The 25,620-nt window shown below is 57.7% G+C and carries 20 protein-coding genes, 3 tRNA genes, 1 pseudogene and 1 riboswitch; of the genes and pseudogenes, 7 read left to right on the top strand and 17 right to left on the bottom strand.

Annotated features, from left to right (window positions below):
- Positions 1-14: 14 nt before the first annotated feature.
- Positions 15-1,286: an OmpP1/FadL family transporter gene (locus tag AC3I0A_RS06685; RefSeq protein WP_489376853.1), complete on the top strand. Its 1,272-nt coding sequence runs from the start codon at positions 15-17 to the stop codon at positions 1,284-1,286.
- Between the two features lie 277 nt (positions 1,287-1,563).
- Here AC3I0A_RS06685 and AC3I0A_RS06680 read toward each other — a convergent pair whose 3' ends face one another.
- From AC3I0A_RS06680 to emhR, 4 genes and pseudogenes are all read right to left on the bottom strand, one after another.
- Entirely contained in the window at positions 1,564-2,193 is a 630-nt protein-coding gene (locus AC3I0A_RS06680; protein WP_489376851.1) for a CoA transferase subunit B, read from the bottom strand.
- Between the two features lie 2 nt (positions 2,194-2,195).
- A complete protein-coding gene (locus AC3I0A_RS06675) occupies positions 2,196-2,894 on the bottom strand; it encodes a CoA transferase subunit A (RefSeq protein ID WP_489376850.1) in 699 nt (232 codons plus the stop codon).
- 52 nt (positions 2,895-2,946) lie between these two features.
- Positions 2,947-3,081: pseudogene (locus AC3I0A_RS06670) on the bottom strand (DMT family transporter); the annotation flags it as partial.
- Between the two features lie 168 nt (positions 3,082-3,249).
- Positions 3,250-3,882: an efflux system transcriptional repressor EmhR gene (gene emhR / locus AC3I0A_RS06665; RefSeq protein WP_489376849.1), complete on the bottom strand. Its 633-nt coding sequence runs from the start codon at positions 3,880-3,882 to the stop codon at positions 3,250-3,252.
- A gap of 263 nt (positions 3,883-4,145) precedes the next feature.
- Here emhR and emhA point away from each other — a divergent pair, with 263 nt between their 5' ends.
- The 5 genes from emhA (at position 4,146) to AC3I0A_RS06640 (ending at position 11,512) form a co-directional block, all read left to right on the top strand.
- Complete coding sequence (emhA, locus tag AC3I0A_RS06660) at positions 4,146-5,303, top strand: efflux RND transporter periplasmic adaptor subunit EmhA (protein WP_489376847.1); 1,158 nt, start codon at positions 4,146-4,148, stop codon at positions 5,301-5,303.
- 3 nt (positions 5,304-5,306) lie between these two features.
- Positions 5,307-8,471 carry an efflux RND transporter permease subunit EmhB gene (emhB, locus tag AC3I0A_RS06655; protein ID WP_489376845.1) on the top strand — a complete coding sequence of 1,055 codons (3,165 nt, stop codon included), beginning with the start codon at positions 5,307-5,309 and terminating at the stop codon, positions 8,469-8,471.
- Positions 8,468-9,928, top strand: a complete 1,461-nt coding sequence (gene adeC / locus AC3I0A_RS06650) for an AdeC/AdeK/OprM family multidrug efflux complex outer membrane factor (protein WP_489376844.1) — start codon at positions 8,468-8,470, stop codon at positions 9,926-9,928. The genes emhB and adeC overlap by 4 nt, the downstream gene beginning before the upstream one ends.
- A gap of 371 nt (positions 9,929-10,299) precedes the next feature.
- The gene (locus tag AC3I0A_RS06645) at positions 10,300-10,509 is read left to right on the top strand and encodes a hypothetical protein (protein ID WP_489376843.1); all 210 of its coding nucleotides are present in this window, start codon (positions 10,300-10,302) and stop codon (positions 10,507-10,509) included.
- On the top strand, positions 10,484-11,512 hold the full coding sequence (locus AC3I0A_RS06640; RefSeq protein ID WP_489376842.1) for a glycosyltransferase family 87 protein: 1,029 nt from the start codon (positions 10,484-10,486) through the stop codon (positions 11,510-11,512). The genes AC3I0A_RS06645 and AC3I0A_RS06640 overlap by 26 nt, the downstream gene beginning before the upstream one ends.
- 234 nt (positions 11,513-11,746) lie before the next feature.
- Here AC3I0A_RS06640 and AC3I0A_RS06635 read toward each other — a convergent pair whose 3' ends face one another.
- From AC3I0A_RS06635 to ltaE, 8 genes are all read right to left on the bottom strand, one after another.
- Positions 11,747-12,367: a methyltransferase family protein gene (locus AC3I0A_RS06635; RefSeq protein WP_489376841.1), complete on the bottom strand. Its 621-nt coding sequence runs from the start codon at positions 12,365-12,367 to the stop codon at positions 11,747-11,749.
- 581 nt (positions 12,368-12,948) lie between these two features.
- Positions 12,949-13,025: transfer RNA gene (locus tag AC3I0A_RS06630), tRNA-Arg, on the bottom strand.
- A 71-nt stretch (positions 13,026-13,096) separates the two neighbouring features.
- A tRNA-Arg gene (locus AC3I0A_RS06625) sits at positions 13,097-13,173 on the bottom strand.
- Between the two features lie 108 nt (positions 13,174-13,281).
- A tRNA-Ser gene (locus AC3I0A_RS06620) sits at positions 13,282-13,372 on the bottom strand.
- 62 nt (positions 13,373-13,434) lie between these two features.
- Positions 13,435-13,623: a carbon storage regulator CsrA gene (gene csrA / locus AC3I0A_RS06615; RefSeq protein WP_002554426.1), complete on the bottom strand. Its 189-nt coding sequence runs from the start codon at positions 13,621-13,623 to the stop codon at positions 13,435-13,437.
- A 184-nt stretch (positions 13,624-13,807) separates the two neighbouring features.
- Positions 13,808-15,049 (bottom strand): aspartate kinase, encoded by a 1,242-nt coding sequence (locus tag AC3I0A_RS06610; RefSeq protein ID WP_489376840.1) that lies wholly within the window; start codon positions 15,047-15,049, stop codon positions 13,808-13,810.
- A gap of 93 nt (positions 15,050-15,142) precedes the next feature.
- Positions 15,143-17,767 carry an alanine--tRNA ligase gene (gene alaS / locus AC3I0A_RS06605; protein WP_489376839.1) on the bottom strand — a complete coding sequence of 875 codons (2,625 nt, stop codon included), beginning with the start codon at positions 17,765-17,767 and terminating at the stop codon, positions 15,143-15,145.
- A gap of 143 nt (positions 17,768-17,910) precedes the next feature.
- Complete coding sequence (gene ltaE / locus AC3I0A_RS06600; protein WP_489376838.1) at positions 17,911-18,918, bottom strand: low-specificity L-threonine aldolase; 1,008 nt, start codon at positions 18,916-18,918, stop codon at positions 17,911-17,913.
- Positions 18,919-19,137: 219 nt separating this feature from the next.
- A riboswitch (FMN riboswitch) is annotated at positions 19,138-19,309 on the top strand.
- Positions 19,310-19,431: 122 nt separating this feature from the next.
- On the opposite strand from ltaE, the gene AC3I0A_RS06595 reads away from it, so the two are divergent.
- Positions 19,432-19,941, top strand: a complete 510-nt coding sequence (locus AC3I0A_RS06595; RefSeq protein ID WP_489376837.1) for a 6,7-dimethyl-8-ribityllumazine synthase — start codon at positions 19,432-19,434, stop codon at positions 19,939-19,941.
- A gap of 154 nt (positions 19,942-20,095) precedes the next feature.
- Here the strand turns inward: AC3I0A_RS06595 and astE are convergent, their stop codons facing one another.
- The 5 genes from astE to astA all read right to left on the bottom strand — a co-directional run bounded on the left by astE (position 20,096) and on the right by astA (position 25,595).
- Positions 20,096-21,106 carry a succinylglutamate desuccinylase gene (gene astE, locus AC3I0A_RS06590; RefSeq protein ID WP_489376836.1) on the bottom strand — a complete coding sequence of 337 codons (1,011 nt, stop codon included), beginning with the start codon at positions 21,104-21,106 and terminating at the stop codon, positions 20,096-20,098.
- A gap of 12 nt (positions 21,107-21,118) precedes the next feature.
- On the bottom strand, positions 21,119-21,406 hold the full coding sequence (locus tag AC3I0A_RS06585; RefSeq protein ID WP_419118869.1) for a topoisomerase II: 288 nt from the start codon (positions 21,404-21,406) through the stop codon (positions 21,119-21,121).
- 64 nt (positions 21,407-21,470) lie between these two features.
- Positions 21,471-22,817 (bottom strand): N-succinylarginine dihydrolase, encoded by a 1,347-nt coding sequence (gene astB, locus AC3I0A_RS06580; RefSeq protein ID WP_489376834.1) that lies wholly within the window; start codon positions 22,815-22,817, stop codon positions 21,471-21,473.
- Between the two features lie 277 nt (positions 22,818-23,094).
- Positions 23,095-24,561: a succinylglutamate-semialdehyde dehydrogenase gene (astD, locus tag AC3I0A_RS06575; protein WP_489376833.1), complete on the bottom strand. Its 1,467-nt coding sequence runs from the start codon at positions 24,559-24,561 to the stop codon at positions 23,095-23,097.
- Positions 24,561-25,595 carry an arginine N-succinyltransferase gene (astA, locus tag AC3I0A_RS06570; RefSeq protein WP_489376832.1) on the bottom strand — a complete coding sequence of 345 codons (1,035 nt, stop codon included), beginning with the start codon at positions 25,593-25,595 and terminating at the stop codon, positions 24,561-24,563. The genes astD and astA overlap by 1 nt, the downstream gene beginning before the upstream one ends.
- Positions 25,596-25,620: the final 25 nt, after the last annotated feature.

The raw sequence follows: 25,620 nt of genomic DNA, 5'->3' as shown, positions 1-25,620 counted from the left end.
CAGGAACTCTAATAATGAAAAAAGTAATGCTCAAAACCACCCTTAGTCTTGCCGTTGCGTTGGCATCCACCCAGATTTTCGCAGCTGGCTTTGCCATCAACGAACAAAGCATCAGCGGGATGGGTACTGGTTTCGCCGGGCGTTCTTCTTCTGCCGATGATGCAAGCACCATTTTTGGCAACCCTGCCGGCATGTCGCGCCTCAAGCGCGAACAAGTCACCGGCGGTGTCGCCCTGCTCGATGCTCACACCGACATCAGCAATGCCAGCTCCAGCCCTAACAGCGGCAGCAACGACGGCGACATGGTGCCGTTCATTGCGGTCCCTATGGGCTACTACGTCAAGCCAATCGATGAGCATTGGGCTTTCGGTATCGGCATGTACGCACCGTTCGGCCTGATAACGGACTACGAGAAGGGTTTTGCCGGCCGTTATTTCGGCAGCAATAGCGAGGTCAAGGTGATGACCCTCCAGCCGACCGTCAGCTATGCATTCAACGACAAGGTTTCCATCGGTTTCGGTCCGACCATCAACCGTATTGAAGGCACCCTGGAATCCAATTTGTCGCTCACCCAGACCCAACCGGACGGCGAGGTCAAGATCAAGGGTGACGACACCGCGCTGGGCTACAACATCGGCGTCCTGGTGCAAGCTACTGACAGCACTCGCGTGGGCCTGACCTATCACTCGAAAGTGAAGTACAAGCTTGAAGGCGACACCAAGGTCAATTACGGCCTGCTGAGCCGGTTTGGCCAGAGCACCAGCCAGAAGTATGATGCCTCGCTGGATGTCACCACCCCCGAATCGGTGGACTTCTCGGTTACTCACGAGCTGAACGACCAGTGGACCCTCTACGCAGGTAGCACCTGGACGCGCTGGAGTCGCCTGAAAGAAATCACCGTCGAAAATACCGGTGTGCCAACGATTCTGGCCGGTCAATTCGAGACCATCACAGAAGAACAAAACTGGCACGACACCTGGGCTCACGCCATCGGCGCTTCCTACAAGCTGAACAAACAATGGGTGCTGCGTACCGGCCTGTCGGTTGACCAGGCGCCCACCAACAACGTCGACCGCTCCCCGCGCATCCCGACTGGCGATCGGACGATCTTCAGCGTCGGTGCCGGCTGGAGCCCAACTGACGACCTGACCATCGACGTCGCCTATTCCTACCTCAAGGAAGACGACGCCAAGATCAACAACAGCAACGACCGCGGCCAGTCCTACAAGTCCACGTACTCCAACTCGGCTCACGGCCTGGGCTTGGGCGCGACCTACCGCTTCTGATTCATCGCGAGCTGAATTGAAAAGCCCCGCGCTCTTGTACAGAGGCGGGGCTTTTTTGACGGAGCGATTTGTAAGGCAGCAGGTTTAAGGTTGTTCAGTTAACAGAAATCTATGGTCGGACGATCAACTGTGGCGAGGGAGCTTGCTCCCGCTGGGCTGCGCAGCGGCCCTAAACCTGCAAGCCGGCTCTGCCAGACACACCGCATGTACAGGCTTTACGACTGCTGCGCCCGAGCGCGGACCGGCCGGCGGGAGCAAGCTCCCTCGCCACAAGTGCTCAGGCATTGAGCGGACACCCGGTCGCCGCCTGCAGCTCTTCCATACTCACACCTGCCGCCAGCTCGACCAGCTTCAGGCCTTGCTCCGTCACGTCCAGCACCGCCAGATCAGTAATGATCCGGTCGACGACTGCGACTCCGGTCAGCGGCAAATCGCAGTGCTTGAGCAACTTGTGACTACCGCCCTTGGCGGTGTGTTCCATCAACACCACCACGCGTTTGACGCCAGCCACCAGATCCATCGCCCCGCCCATGCCCTTGACCATCTTGCCGGGGATCATCCAGTTAGCCAGATCGCCCTTCTCCGATACCTGCATGGCACCGAGAATCGACAGATTGATGTGGCCGCCCCGGATCATGGCAAAGGAATCGGCGCTGTTGAAAAAGCTGCTGCCAGGCAAGGTGGTGATGGTCTGCTTGCCAGCGTTGATCAGGTCCGGATCAACCTCATTGTCCAGCGGGAACGGGCCGATACCGAGCAGGCCGTTCTCGCTCTGCAACCAGACGTCCATGCCTTCAGGGATGTAGCTGGCCACCAATGTAGGCAAACCAATACCGAGGTTGACGTAGAAACCGTCCTGCAATTCCCGGGCGGCGCGCTGCGCCATTTCTTCACGAGTCCAGGCCATGATCAGGCGCTCCGCACAGTGCGTTGTTCGATGCGTTTTTCCGGGCTGGCGTTGAGCACCAGACGCTGCACATAGATTCCCGGCAAGTGGATCTGATCGGGGTCCAGCTCGCCGGTCTCAACGATCTCCTCCACCTCGACCACACAGACTTTCGCCGCCATGGCAGCCAGCGGGTTGAAGTTGCGGGCAGTCTTGTTGAACAGCAGATTGCCGGACTTGTCGGCTTTCCAGGCTTTGACCAGCGCTACGTCGGCGCGCAGCGAGCGTTCCATCACGTACCACTCGCCATCGAACTCGCGGGTTTCCTTGCCTTCGGCCACTAAAGTGCCGTAACCGGTTTTGGTAAAAAACGCCGGAATGCCCGCACCACCGGCGCGAAGTTTTTCCGCCAGGGTGCCCTGCGGAGTGAACTCCAGTTCCAGCTCACCGGCCAGATACTGACGTTCGAATTCTTTGTTCTCGCCAACATACGAGGAGATCATCTTGCGGATCTGCCGGGTGGTCAGCAGCTGACCCAGGCCAAAGCCATCGACGCCGGCATTGTTACTGATCACCGTCAGTTCGCGCTTGCCGGTATCGCGCAGGGCGGCGATCAAGGCTTCAGGGATACCGCACAACCCAAATCCACCCACCGCGAGGGTCATGCCGTCTTCGACGAGACCCTGCAGAGCGGATTCAGCACTCGAGTAAATTTTGTTCACTTATTATTCCTCGAATTCACCAAGACATCGTCAGCTTAGCCCTTGCGCTGCCTCGCGCCCACACCACCATGACGATGGGATAAAACACCGACAGATACCTGGACAACGCGTCGTGACTTGCGAACAGCAGAACCGCGAGGCAAATCAGTGCGATGCCTTTGACCGGCTGCTCAGTTCCCTTGAACAACGGGGGCTTTCACACTCATTTACACACTCGCAACAATTTCCCTACAAAATACATAGCTCGCTACCTATCAAGACAGCGCTAGCCCGTATATAAAGGCACCCCATCAAAACAAGGCATCTTCGCTCGCCTTTAGCATTGACATAACTGGATCCGATTACGCATTTTGTCTTAATTGCGCAGTGCCGGACTAAAGCGCAGCATATCCAACCCGGTATCGACCCAGCGTTCCGCGTCCGTATGCAGTTGAAAACTGTCAGGCGCCAGGAGCCATTGGTACAGGATGCCGTCGACGAACGCATGAATGCTGATTGCAGCTCGTGCGGTATCCAGATTCTCGGGAAGCTGCCCGCGATTCACCGCATTACGCAACGCCAGCCCGATACGCACATTGCAATCCAGGCTGACAGTGCGGCGCTGCTGACGCAGATCGCACATTTCATCGGTGAATTCGCACTTATGAAACAGAATCTCATTAATGCGTCGGGTCTTCGGGTCCAGGGCAACTTGATGAAACAAATGAATCAGCAGCTTGCGCATGCAGCCCAACGGGTCGAGCTCCGCTTCATTTTCGCTGGCCCTGGCCATCTCATCCAGCGGCTCATGCAAGGTGTCGAGCATGGCCCGAACCAGATCCGCCTTATTGCTGAAATGCCAGTAGATAGCCCCACGCGTGACACCGGCCAGCGCCGCGATATCCGCCAGCGTGGTACGCGCTACACCCCGCTCATAAAAGGCTTTCTCTGCCGCTTCGAGTATCTGGCTACGGGTTTCTTGAGCTTCCTCTTTGGTACGACGGACCATAGCAGTACAACCTCGATCAGGGTGCTTCAACGATGCTTGAAGATCATCTGAAAAAAAAATGGGGCGAAGTCTATTGGGTCTCGTCCCCGGCCTCAATTCCACCTTTAACGACTTTTGTAGCGGGATCGATACTCAGCCAAGGTATTTACAAACAACCATGAACGTAAGTATATTCCTTAGCAAGCTACTTATCCACTCAGCGCACTTTTTTTACCCTTCCACCTTTCTTGTGCGCTTTTTGCGCGCCTGACCCGAGGTTCTCCATGCAATTCAAGCCAGCTGTTACCGCTCTGGTTACTGCCGTCGCCCTGGCATCGCTGCTCAGCGGATGTAAAAAGGAAGAGGCAGCACCTGCCCCACAAGCCCCTCAGGTCGGCGTAGTCACCCTTCAACCACAAGCCTTTACCCTGACGTCCGAGCTTCCTGGGCGCACAACGGCGTACCGCATGGCGGAAGTCCGCCCTCAGGTCAACGGCATTATTCTCAAGCGTCTGTTCAAGGAGGGCGGCGAAGTCAAAGCCGGCCAACAGCTGTACCAGATCGATCCGTCGGTCTATGAAGCCACCTTGAAAAGCGCCGAAGCGAACCTGCAGTCGACCCGATCGATTTCCGATCGTTATAAACAGCTGGTCAACGAGCAAGCCGTCAGTCGTCAGGAATACGACACCGCCGTCGCCAATCGTTTGCAATCGGAAGCCAGCCTGCAAAGCGCACAGATCAACCTGCGCTACACCAAGGTGCTGGCGCCGCTGTCCGGGCGTATTGGTCGTTCTTCGGTCACCGAAGGTGCATTGGTCAACAATGGCCAGACCGACGCCATGGCGGTGATTCAGCAACTCGACCCGATCTACGTCGACGTCACTCAGTCGTCGGTAGAATTGCTCGAACTGCGCCGCGAACTGGAAAGCGGGCGCCTGCAAAAGGCCGGCGAGAATGCGGCCATGGTCAAGCTGACCCTGGAAGACGGTAGCCAATACGAACAGAACGGCAAACTGGAGTTCTCCGAAGTCTCGGTCGACGAAACCACCGGCTCCGTGACCCTGCGCGCGGTGTTCCCGAACCCCGATCACACCCTGCTGCCGGGCATGTTCGTCCACGCACAGTTGCAGTCAGGCGTGAACGCCGCAGCGATTCTCGCCCCGCAACAAGGCGTGACCCGTGACCTGAAAGGCAGCCCAACCGCTCTGGTGGTTGGCCCGGACAACAAGGTCGAACTGCGTCAGCTCAAGGCCAGCCGCACCGTCGGTAACCAATGGCTGATCGAAGACGGCTTGAAGGCCGGTGACCGCCTGATTACCGAAGGCCTGCAATTCGTCAAACCGGGTGTTGAAGTCAAGGCCAGCGAAGCGACCAACGTTGCGACGAAAAAACCGGCCACTGCGCAGGCAACAGTCAAAGTTGCAGGCGGCAAAGGGGAGTAAACCATGTCGAAATTTTTTATCGACCGTCCGATTTTCGCCTGGGTAATTGCCCTGGTGATCATGCTGGTCGGGGCTTTATCGATCCTCAAATTGCCGATCAACCAGTACCCGAGCATCGCGCCGCCGGCTATCGCCATTTCCGTGAGCTACCCAGGCGCGTCCGCACAGACCGTGCAGGACACCGTGGTTCAGGTCATCGAGCAGCAGCTCAACGGTATCGACAACCTGCGTTATGTGGCGTCGGAAAGTAACTCCGACGGCAGCATGACCATTACCGCGACCTTTGAACAAGGCACCAATTCCGATACCGCGCAGGTTCAGGTCCAGAACAAGCTGAACCTGGCCACCCCGCTGCTGCCGCAAGAAGTTCAGCAGCAGGGCATCCGCGTGACCAAGGCAGTGAAAAACTTCCTGCTGGTCATCGGTGTGGTCTCGCAAGACGGCAGCATGACCAAGGACGACCTGTCCAACTACATCGTTTCCAACATGCAGGACCCGATCTCGCGGACCGCAGGGGTCGGTGACTTCCAGGTGTTTGGTGCCCAGTACGCCATGCGTATCTGGCTCGACCCGGCCAAGCTGAACAACTTCAACCTGACGCCGGTGGACGTGAAAACCGCCATCGCCGCGCAGAACGTCCAGGTGTCGTCCGGGCAACTCGGTGGCTTGCCGGCGCTCCCTGGCCAACAACTGAACGCCACCATCATCGGCAAGACTCGCTTGCAGACCGCCGATCAGTTCAAGGCCATTCTGCTGAAAGTCAACAAAGACGGCTCGCAAGTGCGTCTGGGTGACGTCGCCGATGTCGGTCTCGGTGGCGAGAACTCCAGCATCAGCGCCCAGTTCAACGGCGCCCCGGCTTCCGGTCTGGCGGTCAAACTGGCCAACGGTGCCAACGCCCTCGACACCGCAAAGGCCTTGCGCAAAACCATCAGCGACCTGGAACCGTTCTTCCCTGAAGGGATGAAAGTGGTGTTCCCGTACGACACCACTCCGGTGGTGACCGAGTCGATCAAGGGTGTCGTTGAAACCCTGGTCGAAGCGATCGTGCTGGTGTTCCTGGTGATGTTCCTGTTCCTGCAAAACTTCCGCGCTACCGTTATCACCACGATGACGGTGCCGGTGGTATTGCTCGGTACTTTCGGGATCCTCGCGGCCTTTGGCTTCAGCATCAACACCCTGACCATGTTCGGTATGGTGTTGGCCATCGGCTTGCTGGTGGACGATGCCATTGTCGTGGTGGAAAACGTCGAACGGGTCATGAGCGAGGAAGGCCTGTCGCCCAAGGAAGCCACCAAGAAGTCCATGGGGCAGATCCAGGGCGCACTGGTCGGTATTGCCCTGGTGCTGTCGGCGGTACTGCTGCCAATGGCGTTCTTCAGCGGCTCGACCGGGGTGATCTACAAACAGTTCTCGATCACCATCGTTTCGGCCATGGCGCTGTCGGTATTGGTCGCGCTGATCTTCACTCCGGCGCTCTGCGCCACCATGCTCAAGGCGATTCCGAAAGGCGAGCACGGCGTACCGAAACGCGGCTTCTTCGGCTGGTTCAACCGCAACTTCGACCGTGGCGTGAGAAGCTACGAGCGCGGTGTCGGCAACATGCTCAAGTACAAGGCGCCGTACCTGCTGGCCTACCTGATCATCGTGGTCGGCATGATCTGGCTGTTCACCCGCATCCCTACCGCGTTTCTGCCGGAAGAAGACCAGGGCGTACTGTTCGCCCAGGTGCAGACCCCGGCCGGCTCCAGCGCCGAACGGACTCAGGTGGTGGTCGACGAGATGCGCGAGTTCCTGCTGCGCCCAAGCGCCGAAGGCGGTGAAGGCGATGCGGTCAGCTCGGTGTTTACCGTGACCGGTTTCAACTTCGCCGGTCGTGGTCAGAGTTCGGGTATGGCGTTCATCATGCTCAAGCCATGGGATGAACGCTCCGCGGAAAACAGCGTGTTCAAGCTCGCAGCCCGTGCCCAACAGCACTTCTTCACCTTCCGCGACGCCATGGTGTTCGCCTTCGCGCCACCGGCGGTACTGGAATTGGGTAACGCCACCGGTTTCGACGTGTTCCTGCAGGACCGCGCCGGTATCGGTCACGACAAGCTGATGGCGGCACGTAACCAGTTCCTCGGCATGGCAGCGCAAAGCAAGGTGCTGTCGCAGGTGCGCCCGAACGGCCTGAACGACGAGCCGCAATACCAACTGACCATCGACGACGAACGTGCCAGCGCCTTGGGCCTGACCATGTCGGACATCAACACCACCCTGTCGATCGGCCTGGGCAGTAGTTATGTCAACGACTTCATCGACCGCGGTCGTGTGAAGAAGGTCTACGTACAAGGCCAGCCCGGCTCCCGTATGAGCCCCGAAGACATCAAGAAATGGTACGTGCGCAACGCCAGCGGAACCATGGTGCCCTTCACCGCTTTTGCCAAGGGCGAGTGGATTTACGGTGCGCCCAAGCTGTCACGCTACAACGGTGTGGAAGCCATGGAAATCCTCGGTGCCCCGGCGCCCGGTTACAGTACCGGTGAAGCCATGGCCGAAGTCGAGGCTCTGGCCGCCAAACTGCCGGCCGGTGTCGGTATTTCCTGGACTGGCCTGTCGTACGAGGAGCGCCTGTCCGGCTCACAAGCGCCGGCGCTGTACGCACTGTCGTTGCTGATGGTTTTCCTCTGCCTGGCCGCACTGTACGAGAGCTGGTCGATTCCGATCGCGGTCATGCTGGTGGTGCCATTGGGGATTATCGGTGCCCTGCTCGCTACCAGCCTGCGCGGCCTGTCCAACGACGTGTACTTCCAGGTGGGCTTGCTGACGACCATCGGTCTGGCATCGAAAAACGCCATTCTGATCGTCGAGTTCGCCAAGGAGCTGCATGAACAGGGACGCACCCTGACCGAGGCGGCCATTGAAGCCTGTCGGATGCGTCTGCGACCGATCATCATGACCTCGCTGGCCTTCGTGCTCGGCGTGGTGCCACTGGCAATCTCCACGGGCGCGGGTTCCGGCAGCCAGCATGCGATCGGTACCGGGGTAATCGGCGGTATGATCACCGCGACTGTTCTGGCGATCTTCTGGGTGCCGCTGTTCTTTGTCACTGTGTCCGCCATGGGCAAAAGAAAAGTCGCGGACGAACCTGACACCCCTTCAACTGCAAACGAGGCTGGCCAATGAGCAAGTCGCTACTCTCCTTAGCAATTACCGCATTTGTACTCGGTGGTTGCTCGCTGATACCTGATTATCAGCAGCCAGAAGCGCCAGTGGCGGCGCAGTACCCGCAAGGTCCCGCGTACTCGCCAGCGGAGGCCGCCAACATGGCGGCCACTGAACAGGGCTGGAAGCAGTTTTTTCACGACCCGGCACTGCAACAGTTGATTCAGACCGCACTGCTGAACAACCGCGACCTGCGTGTCGCGGCCCTGAACATCGACGCCTATGCGGCTCAGTACCGCATTCAGCGTGCCGATCTGTTCCCGGCAGTCTCGGCGACCGGTAGCGGCAGCCGTCAGCGTGTGCCGGCGAGCCTGTCGCAAAGCGGTGAAGCGGGCATCACCAGTCAGTATTCAGCGACTCTGGGTATCAGCGCCTATGAGCTGGATCTGTTTGGTCGGGTTCGTAGCCTCAGCGAGCAAGCGCTGCAGACCTACTTCGCCACTGAAGAAGCGCGTCGCAGCACTCAGATCAGCCTGGTGGCCAGCGTGGCCAATGCCTACCTGACCTGGCAGGCCGACAAGGAACTGCTGAAACTGACCCAGGAAACCCTGAGTGCCTACGAGCAGAGCTACAAACTCACCTCGCGCAGCAACGAAGTCGGTGTGGCCTCGGCCCTTGACCTGAGCCAGTCGCGGACCTCCGTGGAGAACGCACGAGTGCAGCTGGCGCGTTATACCCGTCAGGTAGCACAGGACGAAAACAGTCTCACGCTGTTGCTGGGCACCGGGGTGCCGGCCAACCTGCAGGGCAGCCAGCCGCTGGCCGACGATCTGCTGAGCGAAGTGCCGGCCGGCTTGCCTTCGGACCTGCTGCAACGTCGTCCGGACATCCTCGAGGCCGAACACAAGCTCAAGGCTGCCAACGCCAACATCGGCGCGGCACGGGCAGCGTTTTTCCCGAGCATCAGCCTGACGGCCAACGCCGGCACGGCGAGCCCGGACCTGTCCGGTCTGTTCAAAGGGGGTTCGGGGACCTGGTTGTTCCAGCCGCAAATCAATCTGCCGATCTTCAATGCCGGCAGCCTGAGAGCGAGCCTGGATTACTCGAAAATCCAGAAAGACATAACCGTGGCGCAGTACGAAATGTCCATCCAGACCGCCTTCCAGGAAGTCTCCGATGGCCTGGCCGCACGCCAGACCTTCAACCAGCAGTTGCAGGCCCAGCGTGACTTTGTCAGCGCCAACCAGGACTACTACCGTCTGGCCGAGCGTCGCTACCGGATCGGTGTCGACAGCAACCTGACCTTCCTCGATGCCCAGCGCCAGTTGTTCAGCGCGCAGCAAGCATTGATCACCGATCGTCTTGCGCAGCTGACCAGCGAGGTCAATCTGTACAAGGCCCTCGGTGGCGGCTGGCACGAACAGACCGCGAAGAACGAGCCGGTTGTTGAAGAAGCACCGAAGTTGAAGCTGTTTTGACAGTTCACTTAGGGATTGTTGACCAATCCCCAACCAACAAAAAATCCGGAATCTGATAAAGATTCCGGATTTTTTTTGCCTGTTGCACAGGATATGGAAACGGTTCTGGACGTGAACGAACAGCCGCCAGGTCCTTGAACAGGTGACTTGGAATGCAAAGGGAGAAGATACCTTGAACAAGATACGGCGAGCCCGTGAGGCAATGACCTCAAGGCTGGCGGGTAAGTTATTTCTAAAACAGTAAACTAGCGGGGCAAATGGTTAATTTGAGCTAACGGTTATTCGCGTAGCGGTTGCTATCTTGAAAAGCGCTGCTAAGGTTCTATGTGGGCTGATAAAGGGGCTCATAAAGTCTATGGAGCAAGGGGCGAATGAAAGACAAAATGACAACTACTACATGCAAAGTAAGCCCCGAGCTGACCAGATTGATTATTTTTACATGCGTGGCTTTTTTGGTGTTTATGGCGTTCGACTTCCAAAATCCCACCCTGTTTAAAAAGGAAAAGATTTTGACGGACTTTGATGCATTCTATGCTTCAGGGAGAATGTTTTTGGATGGCACCATTGATAATGGCATATAATTATCAGGCGTTTCTTGAGGCGCAGAAATCACTGTATGGAACAAATGGCTCCATGCTGTGGTTATATCCACCTCAGTTTAATTTGATTACTGCAATGCTATCTACACTTCCGGCCGGATTGGCATATTTAATGTTTTCCGGAATCACGCTGGCGCTTTACGCTTTCGTCATTAGATTAATATCCCCAGGCTATCTTGGCAGTGTCCTTCTGGTGATTTTTCCTGCCGTCATCGTAAATATAAGATCAGGCCAGAATGGTTTCCTTACAGGGGCAATTGCAGGGCTGTTTTTTTTGGCATTCATGAAGCAAAGAGCAGTGGCAGGAATACCTCTCGGCATGATGATTATAAAGCCGCACCTCGCTATTGGCATGACGGTGCTTACCTTGGCTAGAAAAAGATGGTCTGTTGTTGGAGGTGCGATCCTGACAGTAGTAATTACCACTATAGTGGCCACCCTTGTTTTAGGCTCAAATATATGGGTTGCGTTTGCTGAAAGTGCAAAGACCACGAGCTACTTCTTAGAGCTGGGGGCTTTCCCGTTGTTCAGGATGACATCGATATATGCCACGCTGCACAAATTCGGAGTTCCGTCCGCCACAGCGCTTGCCATTCAAATAGTCGTAGCCATCATAGCGTGCTCGGCAATAGTTATAGCCTGTTCAAAAGTAAAATCCCAAAAAAACCTGATTGGGATAACCGCTATCGCCTCACTATTTGTAAGTCCATATAATTATGACTATGACTTGACGTTACTAGGGATTGCTGCTGCCGCGCTCCTGCCTGACATCGCAGCCCGAGCAAAGCCTTTTGAGATATTTTCCTTGCTTTCATTGTCTTGGATTTCCTGCGGGTGGGGGTTTCTGGAAACCTGGCTTGCAGAAAAGAAAGGTGTGGATTTTGAAGTAACATCCATTGGCCCCTCCTATGCACTTTCCAGCATCGCGCTTGCCCTTCTAACTGCTTGGGCTCTGCACATTATCAAGAGGCTGCCGCGGACATAAAAAACAAAATATAGATGTTTTGCGAGCCCCTATTTTTCATACTTTCCTTTAGGGAGAGCCAGAAAAAGTGAATGGCCATTACTTCCACAGTTTGCTGTTTTAGAAATAACTTACCCACCAGCCTGTGAGGTCATCGCCTCACGGGCTCGCTGTATCTTGTTCGGCACACGATTTCACCTCTGCGGTTGCTCCTGACCAGATGGTCATGTAATCGTATTAGCCAACACTTTGAGACTAAAATATGAATGGAACAAGCCGATAACGAACACCCTGCATATATTCTCGATACAAGGGATCAAGAGAAAGATGCGCTTCCTCTCGAAATATTCGCACGATCAGAAAACCGATAGTTGCTGCATAAATAGCTACATTCGCTAGCGATGTATTTGTCAATACATAGCCCGTAAACGTCAGACAGTAACTGGCATAGATCGGGTGACGCACCACGCGATACATCCACGCAGTTTTGATAACCCGCTTTGCTGCAACGAGTGCAAAGCTGCGATTTAGAGACATTATGCCCAGCATCTGAATTGTCACCCCCACAACTATCAGATAACTTGCCAAAGGGAGTACCCCCCAATCCCCCGGGCGAAAAAAAAACGGAAAAAAAGTCCCACCCACCGCTACAAACCAGTCGACAGGAATGACCGAAACGGTCTTTGGATCGCTTCGAAAAATGTACAGAACTGCTGTCAGCGTTTCGGAGAGACAGAACAAAAGTAGCACCCACCTATACGTTTCCAGAAATTGAGCAAAATGAGCATAAGCAAAAACACTCCATATCCCCGCCAGGACAACTCCGCTATAAAATCCGAGCCGTTTCGACTGCAGTACTGCAGACAATGAACTCATGCCACACACTCCCGCCTGGAAAGTAACCAAAATCCGTGTTGAGGCGCCCTGGTTTGTGCACCCCTAATCCACTGACATTTTCGATGCTGCGATTGCGTCATCACTGATCATCATAGCCTTGGCTAGCGATTACGCCTGGCCCTCAGCTCTGCTTTTTTTACAGAGATGATTGATTCACCCGTCTTGCTCCACCTGAAGGGCTTGTTGAAGGAGCACCGAAGCTGAAGCTGTTCTGCTTGCTCCACAGAGTTCGAGCGCTAACTCTCGTAGCAGCTGACGAGGCTGCGAAGCGGTCGTAAATCAGACAACACGCTCTTTCAGGTAAACCGCATGCACAGGATTTGCGAGGACTACGTCCTCGAACGCAGCCTCGCAGGCTCGGCAGCTGCTACGGCGCCCGGACAAGCACTCACAGCATGTTTGGGGTCATTGACGAGCATTCCATTGCCGAACCTGTGGCGCCTGCCTGTCACGCCACACAGGAGCGTCTACCGGTATCCCGCATCGACACCAAACCCTTCCATAAAAACTGCACAAAAAAAAACGCCCCGAGCCGTTAAGCTTGGGGCGTTTTTCATGTTTGGTGCACTCGACAGGATTCGAACCTGTGACCGCTCGGTTCGTAGCCGAGTACTCTATCCAGCTGAGCTACGAGTGCATTTTGTGTTTGATAGACCAGACCACCCTGGTTGAAGCAAGCTGCTCACATTACTGCAAACAACTCTTAAATGGTGCACTCGACAGGATTCGAACCTGTGACCGCTCGGTTCGTAGCCGAGTACTCTATCCAGCTGAGCTACGAGTGCATTTGTTGCCGCGCATTATAGGCCGTTGAATCTTTTTGTAAAGCGCTTTTTTCTAGTAATTTCAACAACTTACCGAAGAAGCCAGATTACAACGTACTAAATAAATAATGGCGGAGAAGGGGGGATTCGAACCCCCGACACCCTTTTGAGGTGTACTCCCTTAGCAGGGGAGCGCCTTCGGCCACTCGGCCACCTCTCCGCAACACGGGGCGTATCTTAACCAACCTTTTCCCCGTTTGCAAACATAAAAAACGATAAAAATTAATGGCTTGGTTCTTCGTCCTTCTCTTTCTTGATACGCAGGTAAATTTCTTCACGGTGAACAGCCACCTCTTTGGGGGCGTTGACACCAATGCGCACTTGATTTCCTTTGACGCCGAGCACGGTCACAGTGATTTCGCCATCACCAATAATCAGGCTTTCTGCGCACCGACGAGTCAGAATCAGCATACCTTTCTCCTCACGCATTTCATTTCAGGGACAACAGTCTGCAAAAAAAAGGCATTCGACCTACAACCAAAGCGGTCGCAGCCTGCATGCCTAAGTATTGACTAGCACGAGCAAAAGAACAGTTTTCCGTCGCACCGATCAAAAAAACGAAGGGCGCGGATAGCCGCGCCCTTCGGGTAACGCATCACTCGCCCTGTCGGGCCGGTGCGTCCAGTTCGAAAGCCGTGTGCAGAGCGCGCACAGCCAGTTCCAGGTACTTCTCTTCGATGACCACCGAAACCTTGATTTCCGAGGTCGAGATCATCTGGATGTTGATGCTTTCTTTAGCCAGCGCTTCGAACATGCGGCTGGCGACGCCTGCGTGAGAACGCATGCCCACGCCGACAATCGACACCTTGGCAATCTTGGTATCGCCCACGACTTCACGCGCACCGATTTCACGCGCGGTATTTTCCAGGACCGACTGAGCCGCCTGGTAATCATTGCGGTGAACCGTGAAGGTGAAGTCGGTGGTGTTATCGTGCGCCACGTTCTGCACGATCATGTCGACTTCGATGTTCGCGGCGCTGATCGGCCCAAGAATCTTGAAGGCCACGCCCGGGGTGTCTGGCACACCACGGATGGTCAGCTTGGCTTCATCGCGGTTGAAGGCGATGCCGGAAATGATCGGCTGTTCCATGGATTCCTCTTCATCAATAGTAATGAGGGTACCCGGACCCTCCTTAAAGCTGTGCAGGACGCGCAGCGGAACGTTGTACTTGCCGGCAAACTCGACCGCACGGATCTGCAACACCTTGGAACCGAGGCTGGCCATTTCCAGCATCTCTTCGAAGGTGATCTTGTCCAGGCGCTGAGCCGCAGACACGACACGCGGGTCAGTGGTGTAGACGCCGTCCACATCGGTGTAGATCTGGCACTCGTCAGCCTTCAGGGCAGCGGCCAGCGCCACACCCGTGGTATCGGAACCGCCACGACCGAGGGTCGTGATGTTGCCGTGCTCGTCGACGCCCTGGAAACCGGCGACCACCACCACACGACCGGCTTTCAGATCACCACGAATCTTCTGGTCATCAATTTGCAAGATACGCGCTTTATTGTGCGCGCTATCGGTCAGAATCCGCACCTGATTACCGGTGTACGAAACCGCCGGCACACCGCGCTTGATCAGCGCCATGGCCAACAGTGCGATCGTCACTTGCTCACCGGTAGAGACGATCACATCCAGTTCACGGGGAACCGGTTGATTGTCGCCACTGATTTGCCTGGCCAGATCGATCAGGCGGTTGGTTTCGCCACTCATCGCGGACAGCACAACCACCAGGTCATCACCGGCTTCGCGGAACTTCTTAACCTTGTCAGCGACCTGCTCGATTCTCTCGACAGTGCCAACCGAGGTGCCTCCAAACTTCTGTACGATCAAAGCCATTTCAAAGCCGCCTCAGCCCATGAAGGGCCCCCATTAATCATTCAAACTGCAGCTCCGGAGCCCGCCACTAGACGACGGGCCCGGCATGGAGCCTTAGATACCCTGCTCTACAAACGGCACGGTCAGAGCCAGTGCTGCATCCAGCGCGCCAGCGTCGATACCGCCGCCTTGCGCCATGTCCGGACGACCACCGCCCTTCCCGCCCACTGCCGCAGCGGCTTGCGTCATCAAATCACCGGCTTTGAGTTGGCCAGTCAGGTCTTTGGTCACGCCTGCAACCAGAACGACCTTTTCCTCATGGACACTGCCGAGCAGGATCACTGCGCGGCCGAGTTTGTTCTTCAATTGATCGACCAAGGCCAACAGCGCCTTGCCGTCCTGACCGTCCAGACGCACGGCCAGCACTTTCACACCTTTGACATCCAATGCCTGCGCCGACAGATCGTCACCGGCTGCGCTGGCGGCCTTGGCTTGCGCCTGCTCGAGTTGTTTCTCCAGCAGACGGTTGCGCTCAAGCACCGCCAACAGTTTGTCGATCAGGTTGTCGCGACTGCCTTTGACCAGGCTCGCGGCTTCCTTGAGTTGCTCATCAGCGGCGTTCAGATACGCCAGCGCCGCAGCACCGGTGACCGCTTCAATACGACGAACGCCCGAAGCCACACCGCCTTCGCTGATGATTTTCAGCAGGCCGATGTCGCCGGTGCGATTGGCATGAATACCGCCACACAGTTCGACGGAGAAATCGCCACCCATGCTCAGCACCCGCACGCTGTCGCCGTACTTCTCGCCAAACAGCGCCATGGCGCCTTTTTGCTTGGCGGTTTCGATATCGGTTTCTTCGGTTTCGACCGCGGTGTTGTTACGCACTTCGCGGTTGACGATGTCTTCCAGGGCCTTCAACTGCTCTGGCTTGATCGCTTCGAAGTGGCTGAAGTCAAAGCGCAGGCGCTGACTGTCGACCAACGAACCTTTCTGCTGCACGTGCTCGCCCAGAACCTGGCGCAGCGCGGCGTGAAGCAAGTGAGTCGCGGAGTGGTTCAGCGAGGTGGCATGACGCACGTCGGCTTCGACCTGAGTCTCAACCGGCGTACCGACGATCAAGCTGCCCGAAACCAACACACCGTGGTGCAGGAACGCGCCACCGGTCTTGGTCGTGTCGCGCACGTCGAAGCGTGCAACGCCGGCCTGCAGGAAGCCGCAATCGCCAATCTGGCCGCCCGACTCAGCATAGAACGGGGTCTGGTCAAGCACCACCACGCCCTCTTCACCTTCGCTCAGCACGTCGACCGATTGCCCGTCTTTATAGAGCGCAACCACTTTGGCCGAACCGCTGGTGGCTTCGTAGCCGGTGAACTCGGTGGCCACATCGACCTTGACCAGGCTGTTGTAGTCCATACCGAACGAACTGGCGGAACGCGCGCGCACGCGCTGGGCTTCCATCTCGCGCTCGAAACCTGCTTCGTCGATGGTCAGGCTGCGTTCACGGGCGATGTCGCCGGTCAGGTCCATCGGGAAGCCATAGGTGTCATACAGCTTGAACACCACGTCGCCCGGAACCACGTTGCCTTTGAGCTCGGCCAGATCCTGTTCGAGAATCTTCAGGCCCTGCTCCAGGGTCTTGGCAAACTGCTCTTCTTCGGCTTTCAGGACGCGCTCGATGTGCGCCTGGCCCTGTGTCAGCTCAGGGAAAGCCTCACCCATCTCGGCGACCAGCGCCGCAACGATCTGATAGAAGAAGCTGCCCTTGGCGCCCAGCTTGTTGCCGTGACGGCAAGCGCGACGGATGATCCGGCGCAGCACGTAGCCGCGACCTTCGTTGGACGGCAGCACGCCGTCAGCGATCAGGAAACCGCAGGAACGAATGTGGTCGGCGACCACTTTCAACGACGCCTGGTTGTCGTTGGTGCAACCGATGGCCTTGGCCGAAGCGCTCAGCAGGCTTTGGAACAGGTCGACTTCATAGTTCGAGTGAACGTGCTGCAGAACGGCACTGATCCGCTCCAGGCCCATGCCGGTATCCACCGACGGCGCTGGCAGCGGATGCAGCACGCCATCAGCCGTACGGTTGAACTGCATGAACACGTTGTTCCAGATTTCGATGTAACGGTCGCCGTCTTCTTCCGGTGAGCCCGGCGGGCCGCCCCAGATGTCGGCGCCGTGATCGTAGAAAATCTCGGTGCAAGGGCCGCACGGGCCGGTGTCGCCCATGGTCCAGAAGTTGTCGGACGCGTACGGCGCGCCTTTGTTGTCGCCGATACGGACCATACGCTCGGCCGGAACCCCAATGTCCTTGGTCCAGATGTCGTATGCCTCGTCATCGCTGGCGTAGACGGTGACCCAGAGCTTTTCTTTCGGCAGGTTCAGCCACTTCTCGGAGGTCAGAAAGTTCCAGGCGTAGGTGATGGCATCACGCTTGAAGTAATCGCCGAAGCTGAAGTTACCCAGCATTTCAAAGAAGGTGTGGTGACGAGCGGTATAACCGACGTTTTCCAGGTCGTTGTGCTTGCCGCCTGCGCGTACGCACTTCTGGCTGCTGACGGCGCGGGTGTAGGCGCGCTTTTCCTGGCCCAGAAAGCAGTCCTTGAACTGGTTCATCCCCGCGTTAGTGAACAGCAGGGTTGGGTCGTTGCCCGGAATCAAAGAGCTTGAGGCTACACGGGTGTGGCCTTGCTCTTCGAAGAAGCGAAGGAAGGCTTCACGGATTTCTGCGCTTTTCATTAGGTTCTTCCACGGAGACTGCGGCCAAAGGCCAGTGCAAAACGTCAAAAGACGGAGCGACGGCAAAGGGCCGCATTATATCGGCCCTGCGCTTTGGGTACAGCGTGTTTATACGATAGAAACGGCCAATTGGACCGCTAGCATTACCATTTCCGGGAAAACTCGGCAAATGTGGCGACGACCTGCTCGATCTGCGCCCGGCTGACGTCCAGATGGGTGACCATCCGCAACCGCGGGGCGGCACTGAGTTTGATCCCGCGCTCACCGGCAAAAGCCTTTAATGCTTCGGCTTTGTCGTCGACCTGAACATAAACCATATTGGTCTGCACCGGTTCAACCCTGTAACCCGCCTCGCGCAAGCCTTCAGCCAGCAACCGGGCATTGGCATGGTCATCGGCCAGACGCTGCACCTGATGATCCAGCGCGTACAGTCCCGCCGCCGCGAGAATACCGGCCTGACGCATGCCGCCACCGACCATCTTGCGCAACCGCCGCGCCTTGCCGATCAACCCGGCCGTGCCGCACAACACCGAACCAATCGGCGCACCGAGACCTTTGGACAGGCAGACCGACACCGAATCGAAATGCCGGGTGATTTCCCGTGCATCGACACCCAGCTTGACCGCCGCGTTGTACAACCGCGCGCCATCCAGGTGCAGAGCGAGGCCATGCTCATGGGTAACGCTGCGCGCCCGGGCCAGATACTCCAGTGGCAGGACCTTGCCTTGCATAGTATTTTCCAGCGCCAGCAAGCGCGTGCGGGCGAAATGGAAGTCGTCCGGCTTGATCGCGGCGGCCACCTGCGCCAGGTCCAGCGAACCGTCGGCCTGGACCTCCAGCGGCTGCGGCTGGATCGACCCGAGCACTGCTGCGCCGCCGCCTTCGTATTTGTAGGTGTGTGCCTGCTGGCCGACGATGTATTCGTCGCCGCGCTCACAATGGGCCATCAACGCCAGCAGGTTGCTCATGGTGCCAGTGGGCACAAACAGCGCTTGAGCAAAGCCCAGGCGCTGGGCCAGTTCGGCTTCAAGCCGGTTCACCGTGGGATCTTCGCCATACACGTCATCACCGGTGGCGGCCGTTGCCATTGCGTGGAGCATCCCGGCAGTCGGTTGGGTCACTGTGTCGCTACGAAGATCGATAACGCTCATGGAACGGGCCTCGGCAATGGGACGCGAACGTCGCCGCTAACTAAACGGGAAAATCCCTTTCGAACTCGATTACTGAGGTCATCGCACTCGATAGTCAAGGATCCAGGCAAGAAAAGCCTGTTCAAGCCAACGGAAAATTCGATTCATATCATCAGAATGCAACGATGCGCTGTTCAGAAATATATGTTAAAAACTCACCGCCGCCAGAAATCCTGGTGGCAACGTTCTCAGGGCGGGGTGCAACTCCCCACCGGCGGTAATTGCGCGCAATGCGCATAGCCCGCGAGCGCTTGGTGACACGAACAGCTTCGGCAGTGTGCGTCGGCAAGGTCAGCAGACCCGGTGTGATCCCGGGGCCGACGGTCATAGTCCGGATGAAGAGAGAACGGGATTGGCGCCAAAGGGCCGTCTCAAGGTATTCGTGCGTGTCACTGCACGATCGATCTGAACGTACCCTTAAATCCCCTTCGATTCATAACGCCCTGTTTTTCACACAAACAGGAGTCAGAACAGATGCAACCCACCGCAATCGATAGCAAAAGCAAAAGCCACCACGGCGAGCGCGTCGCGTTTATTCAGGCCTGCTGGCACAAGGACATTGTCGATCAGAGCCGTAAAGGCTTCGTCGCCGAAATGCTCGTCCAGGGCTATCAGGAAAGTGATATCGATTTCTTTGAAGTCGGCGGCGCCTTTGAGATTCCGCTGCACGCCAAGCTGTTGGCCAAATCCGGCCGTTACGCCGGCATCGTCGCTGCCGGGCTGGTGGTGGATGGCGGGATCTACCGCCACGAGTTCGTCGCCCAGTCGGTGATCAGCGGCCTGATGCAGGTTCAGCTGGAAACCGAAGTGCCGGTGTTCTCGGTCGTACTGACCCCACACCACTTCCATGCGGGCGAAGAACATCAGAAGTTCTTCTTCGAGCATTTTGTGCATAAGGGTCAGGAAGCGGCGAAGACCTGTGCGGATACGCTGCACAAGATGCGTGCGTTGCGTCGCACTGAGCCGCGGGCGGTAGCGGTTTAAGGCTCAACCTCGCTCTCACAGAATGACACAACACCTGTGGGAGCGAGCTTGCTCGCGATAGCGGTTTAGCATTCAACAATGATGTTGACTGTCAGTCCGCTATCGCGAGCAAGCTCGCTCCCACATTAGTTTTGTGTTGGGATTGAGATTTGGGTCAGGCCAGGTTTTCGCCGGTGGTCGGCACTATCAGAATCCCCGCCCGCAACCCATTCTTCACCTTCGGGTTAGGGAAAATGATTCGCGCGCCCTCTTCTTCGACGATCCAGCGTGTCTGCGCGATATCTTCGGCCAGCAGATAACCCACTTCCAGCTCCGAGAAGTTCTCGACATCCGCCGGCAGATGCAGGTGAAAGGTATCGCTGTGCTTGATGATTTCTCGCGCCACGCTGAACAACTGCAAGCCGTCCAGCCCTTCGTCGGAAAACGATGGCTCGCTGCCTTCGATGATCTGCTTCAGACGAATTTCCAGACGTTCGACGTTAACCCCTTCGTTCTGCCCGAATGGCCGGGCTTTACCCAACTCAAGGGTGAAGGACTCGGCGCCAAGCTTGTCGTAGGTATAAGAGCTGAAAACGATGGAGGGTTTGTTCTGCAACAGCACCGCTTCCATACCGGCGGCGCGCAAGCGAACCAGTTCCTGGCGTGAATGCTGGCGACCTTCTTTCCAGGGATACAGCGCGAACTGCTCGATCTTCGAGCCGCGAATCGCGGTGTGCAGGTCGTAGTGCAAGCGACTGCGATCCGGCACGCTGAAGAAGCTCGTCGCCAGGCGTTCCAGTTCGCAAGCGCGCAAGGCTTCCGAACCACTCGTCAGTTCGTGACGGCCATTGAACAGCCGGTTGACGTCCTGCTCGATATAACGCTCGCCGAGGCGCATGGCCTCGGGGTTGCCGAACAGGAACAGAATACGTGCGCGTGGCTTCAACTCACCACGGGCGATGTCATGCAACAGACGGTCGAGCAACTCGATAGGAGCTGTCTCGTTGCCGTGGATGCCGGCCGACAGCAGCAGGTCCATGCCATTGTCGCGAGCCTCGGGGGGCCGGACTTCCAGCGCTCCTTCGCTCAGCCAGCGCATTCGCACGCCTTCGACAGTCAGTTGAGTCTTCTCCGCCGGTTCGCGGCCGGCGAGGGTCAGTTCAAGCAGTTTGCCGAGGGCGAGCATAGAACGATTTCCTTAGTGGTCGTGCGCGCAATCAGGGCCGTGCACGTGGTCTTCGTCACCGACTTCAGCCGGTTCCATTTCCAGTTGCAGACTTACCAGATTAGTCGCCAATGGGCGCAACAGTATGTTGGCGTATTCAGCGTCGCCTTCTTCAACGTCCACGCCGATCAGCAACTGGCCGCGGCCGTCGTGCTGGATCCACAATTCCTTGCCTTGCCACATCACCGCAACGCGGGTGCAGGAAGTTTCCAGCTGAGTGCCGTCGGTGTCTTCAAGGATCAGCTGCAGGGTATCGCTCATTATTACGCTCTCATCTGGGAATGAAGCTGCGCGTGCGGCTCTGTTTGAACCGCACGCGGGGCTTTCAATTGATCTGGAATGGATAAACCGCGCCCAGTTTAAGGATTTGCGTCAGTTCATCCAGTGCCGTCCGGCACTCAAGCAACAATTGCGGGTCCGCCAGATCGGTTTCGCTCAAGCGGTCGCGGTAGTGCTTGTCGACCCATTGGGTCAGCGTGTCGTACAACGGCGCGGTCATGATAACCCCTGGGTTGACCGCCGCCAGCTCGGTTTCATTCAGCGCGACACGAAGACGCAGGCACGCCGGGCCACCGCCGTTCTGCATGCTTTGCTTGAGATCGAAGACTTTCACTTCGCGGATCAGCCCACCGGAGCTGGTCAGCCCTTGCAGGTACTGCCAGACGCGGTCGTTGTTCTGGCACTCTTGCGGCACGATCAACAGCATCGAACCGTCGGCACGCGACAGCAGCTGGCTGTTGAACAGGTAGGAACGCACCGCGTCTTCTACCGACACCTGGGAGCGCGGCACGCAGATCGCCTTGAAGTTAGCGCCGCGTTTGGCCAGCTTGCCGTGCAATTCAGCCAGCATTTGCTCGGTGTCGAGGAACGCATCCTCGTGATAGAACAGTGCCTCGCCGTTGCCCACGGCGATCACGTCGTTATGGAACACACCCTGATCGATGACCGACGGGTTTTGCTGGGCGTAGACCACACCGTCATCGCTCAAGCCGTGCAGGCGGGCGACCGCTTGCGAAGCTTCCAGAGTCTGGCGCGCCGGGTATTTTTGCGGGGCCGGGTAACGGGTGTCGAACGCACTGCGACCGAACACGAAGAACTCGACGCCGGCCTCGCCGTATTCACGGCAGAAGCGCGTGTGGTTGGCCGCGCCTTCATCACCGAACTGCGCCACTGCCGGCAACGCCGCGTGGTGGGCGAAGTGCTTCTGGTCAGCGAACATCGCCCCCAGTACGCGGCTGGTGGTCGGGTGTTCGATGCTGCGGTGGTATTTGCAGTTGAGGTTGGCGGCGGTGAAATGCACGCGACCGTCAGCGGTGTCCGCGCCCGGGCTGACCGTGGCGGCGTTGGCCACCCACATGCTCGAGGCCGAGCAGCTGGCGACCAGCAACGGCATCGCCTCTTTAGCAGCCTGTTCGATCACTTGCGCGTCAGTACCGCTGAAGCCCAGCTTACGCAGTCCTGCCACATCCGGGCGCTCTTGCGGAGCGAGCACGCCTTGTTGAAAGCCCATTTCCATCAGCGCTTTCATTTTCGCCAGGCCTTGCAGCGCCGCTTCCTTCGGGTTCGAAGATTGCTGGCTGTTGCTCTGGGACGCGACGTTGCCGTAGGACAGACCGCCATAGTTATGGGTCGGCCCCACTAGACCGTCGAAATTGACTTCATAGGATTTCATCAGCGAGGCTCCACGAATCTGTTGTTATAGGCATCAGTATCTATTCATTAACACCGCGTCGCGGCCTTCGCGGGCAAGCCAGCTCCCACAGGGGTTTTTGCATCGTCCTTGTAGGAGCAGGTTTGCTATTCCCACAGGGGTTTTGCATCATCCTTGTGGGAGCAGGTTTGCCATTCCCACAGGGGTTTTGCATCATCCTTGTGGGAGCAGGTTTGCCATTCCCACAGGTACAGTGCAGCTCTTGTGGGAGCGGGCTTGCCCGCGAAAAGGTCAGCGCTTACGAAAGCCGTACACCGGGTGTCAGCGCCGTCGGCAACGTCAGGCTCGGTGTTTCCAGCGAGGCCACCGGGTACGCGCAGTAATCCGCTGCGTAATAGGCACTGGCGCGATGGTTGCCCGAGGCGCCCACGCCGCCGAACGGTGCGCTGCTCGCAGCCCCGGTCAGCTGCTTGTTCCAGTTGACGATACCGGCGCGGCTTTCCAGCCAGAACTGCTGATAACGCGCCTCGGAATCCGACAGCAAACCGGCCGCCAGGCCATATTGAGTATCGTTGGCTTCAGCGATCGCCGCTTCAAAATCGGCGTAGCGGATCACTTGCAGCAACGGACCGAACAGTTCTTCGTCCGGGCGATCGCTGACTGCGGTGACGTCGAGAATGCCTGGTGTCAGCAACGCGGCCTGAGCCTGTGGCTGAGTCATTTCCAACAGCGCCACAGCGCCGTTGCCGAGCAAGTGCTCCTGAGCATCCATCAACGCACGGGCGGCGCCGAGGGAAATCACCGAGCCCATGAATGGCGCCGGTTGCTGATCGAACGCGCCGACTTCGATGGTCGAGCTGACCGCCACCAGACGCGCCAGCAGCGTGTCGCCCCAGGCGCCTTGCGGCACCAGCAAGCGGCGAGCACAGGTGCAACGCTGACCGGCAGAAATGAACGCCGACTGAATAATGGTGTAGACCGCGGCGTCGAGGTCCGCGACCTGATCGACCACCAGCGGGTTGTTGCCACCCATTTCCAGCGCGAGGATCTTGTCCGGGCGACCGGAGAACTGATGATGCAAATGGTTGCCGGTGCGGCTGGAACCGGTGAAGAACAAACCGTCGATGCCCGGATTGGCCGCCAGGGCGATCCCGGTTTCGCGAGCGCCTTGCAGCAGGTTCAGCACGCCAGCCGGCAAACCCGCTTCGATCCAGCACTTGACCGTCAGCTCGGCGACTTTCGGGGTCAGCTCACTCGGTTTGAACAGCACGCTGTTACCGGCCAGCAACGCCGGAACGATATGCCCGTTCGGCAAGTGACCCGGGAAGTTGTACGGGCCGAACACCGCGACCACACCGTGGGGCTTGTGGCGCAATACCGCGGTGGCGTCGCCCAATGGGCCGCTCTTCTCGCCGGTACGCTCGCGGTAGCTTTGCACCGAGATGGCGATCTTGTTGATCATGCTGGTGACTTCGGTGGCCGACTCCCACAGCGGTTTACCGGTCTCTTCACCGATGCAGCGAGCCAGTTCGTCGGCGTGGTTTTTCAGACTGGCGGCAAAGGCTTCCAGCACGCCGATGCGATCTTCCAGCGAACGTCTGCCCCAGCCCGGAAAAGCCTGGCGGGCAGCCTGCACCGCAGATTCGACTTGTGCCGCGTTAGCGCCGTTGCCGGACCACAAGACCTGCTGGGTCACCGGGTTCAGCGATTCGAAAGCTTCGCCCTGGCCTTCCAGCCATTCACCTGCGATATAAAGCGTGCTCATTACTTCGACTCCCGAGAAACTGGCTGGGCTGACAACGGCACGGCACGTACCTGATCGCCCGCAGTGAGTTTAAGACGTTTGGCCGTCAACTGATCGACCACCAGGGTGCCCGCGGCGAAGCGTGCTGGAGCGGCAGTGATCCGGCAGTCTTCGCGCTTGCGGTTGTGAATCAAAAATGGCGTGGCGTCGTCACCCGGGGTACCGATGGCCAGCACCAGTGCCTGACTGTCGCGCACTGCGCGAATCTTGCTGGTTTCGCATTCCACGGCCGGGCCGGCGTCGAAGATGTCGACGTAGCCTTGATAACTGAAGCCTTCACTCTTGAGCATGGCCAACGCCGGCTCGGTGTCGGGGTGAACCTTGCCGATCACCTTGCGCGCATCCTCGGAGAGGAAGCAGGTGTACAGCGGGAACTTGGGCATCAACTCGGCGATGAAGGCTTTGTTGCCGACACCGGTCAGGTAATCGGCCTGGCTGAATTCCATTTTGAAGAAGTGCCGACCCAGGCTTTCCCAGAATGGCGAGCGTCCGGCTTCATCGGACACGCCGCGCATTTCGGCGATGATCTTGTTGCCGAACAGTTGCGGGAATTCAGCGATGAACAACATCCGCGCCTTGGCCAGCATGCGGCCGTTGAGACCACTGCGGTAATCGGCATGCAGGAACAACGAGCACAACTCGGAATTGCCGGTCAGGTCGTTGGCCAGAAACAGCGTCGGGACCTCGCGGTAGATATTCAGCTCCTGGGAAGCGCTGACGGTCAGACCGACCCGAAAGTTGTACCAGGGCTCACGCAGGCCAACCGCGCCGGCAATCGCCGAAATGCCGACGACACGACCGTTGTCGTCTTCGAGTACGAACAAATAGTCCGCATCACCGCGCTCGGCTTCGCCGCGAAAAGTCTTTTCCGCCCAACCGACCCGATGCGCCAGGCGCTCTTCGTTGGCCGGCAAGGTGGTCAGACCGGTGCCAGTGCTGCGGGCCAGGTCAATCAGAGCGGGTAAATCGCTGCTGCGTACGGGACGAACGATCATGCTATCTCCTCAAACGGGCCGCTTG

This window comes from Pseudomonas sp. KH_024_B2, assembly GCF_057839965.1.
The sequence above is the reverse complement of the archived record's forward strand: the minus strand, read 5'-3'. Positions and strand labels throughout refer to the sequence as shown.

Bases quoted from the DNA above. Each gene is read 5' to 3' on its own strand.
- astE (WP_489376836.1), bottom strand. From the start codon at position 21,106: ATGCTCGCCCTCGGCAAACTGCTTGAACTGACCCTCGCCGGCCGCGAA.
- AC3I0A_RS06645 (WP_489376843.1), top strand. From the start codon at position 10,300: ATGAAAGACAAAATGACAACTACTACATGCAAAGTAAGCCCCGAGCTG.
- ltaE (WP_489376838.1), bottom strand. From the start codon at position 18,918: ATGAGCGTTATCGATCTTCGTAGCGACACAGTGACCCAACCGACTGCC.
- emhB (WP_489376845.1), top strand. From the start codon at position 5,307: ATGTCGAAATTTTTTATCGACCGTCCGATTTTCGCCTGGGTAATTGCC.
- AC3I0A_RS06680 (WP_489376851.1), bottom strand. From the start codon at position 2,193: ATGGCCTGGACTCGTGAAGAAATGGCGCAGCGCGCCGCCCGGGAATTG.
- AC3I0A_RS06635 (WP_489376841.1), bottom strand. From the start codon at position 12,367: ATGAGTTCATTGTCTGCAGTACTGCAGTCGAAACGGCTCGGATTTTAT.
- emhA (WP_489376847.1), top strand. From the start codon at position 4,146: ATGCAATTCAAGCCAGCTGTTACCGCTCTGGTTACTGCCGTCGCCCTG.
- emhR (WP_489376849.1), bottom strand. From the start codon at position 3,882: ATGGTCCGTCGTACCAAAGAGGAAGCTCAAGAAACCCGTAGCCAGATA.
- AC3I0A_RS06640 (WP_489376842.1), top strand. From the start codon at position 10,484: ATGGCACCATTGATAATGGCATATAATTATCAGGCGTTTCTTGAGGCG.
- AC3I0A_RS06610 (WP_489376840.1), bottom strand. From the start codon at position 15,049: ATGGCTTTGATCGTACAGAAGTTTGGAGGCACCTCGGTTGGCACTGTC.
- astA (WP_489376832.1), bottom strand. From the start codon at position 25,595: ATGATCGTTCGTCCCGTACGCAGCAGCGATTTACCCGCTCTGATTGAC.
- astB (WP_489376834.1), bottom strand. From the start codon at position 22,817: ATGAAATCCTATGAAGTCAATTTCGACGGTCTAGTGGGGCCGACCCAT.
- astD (WP_489376833.1), bottom strand. From the start codon at position 24,561: ATGAGCACGCTTTATATCGCAGGTGAATGGCTGGAAGGCCAGGGCGAA.
- AC3I0A_RS06595 (WP_489376837.1), top strand. From the start codon at position 19,432: ATGCAACCCACCGCAATCGATAGCAAAAGCAAAAGCCACCACGGCGAG.
- adeC (WP_489376844.1), top strand. From the start codon at position 8,468: ATGAGCAAGTCGCTACTCTCCTTAGCAATTACCGCATTTGTACTCGGT.
- AC3I0A_RS06685 (WP_489376853.1), top strand. From the start codon at position 15: ATGAAAAAAGTAATGCTCAAAACCACCCTTAGTCTTGCCGTTGCGTTG.
- csrA (WP_002554426.1), bottom strand. From the start codon at position 13,623: ATGCTGATTCTGACTCGTCGGTGCGCAGAAAGCCTGATTATTGGTGAT.
- alaS (WP_489376839.1), bottom strand. From the start codon at position 17,767: ATGAAAAGCGCAGAAATCCGTGAAGCCTTCCTTCGCTTCTTCGAAGAG.
- AC3I0A_RS06585 (WP_419118869.1), bottom strand. From the start codon at position 21,406: ATGAGCGATACCCTGCAGCTGATCCTTGAAGACACCGACGGCACTCAG.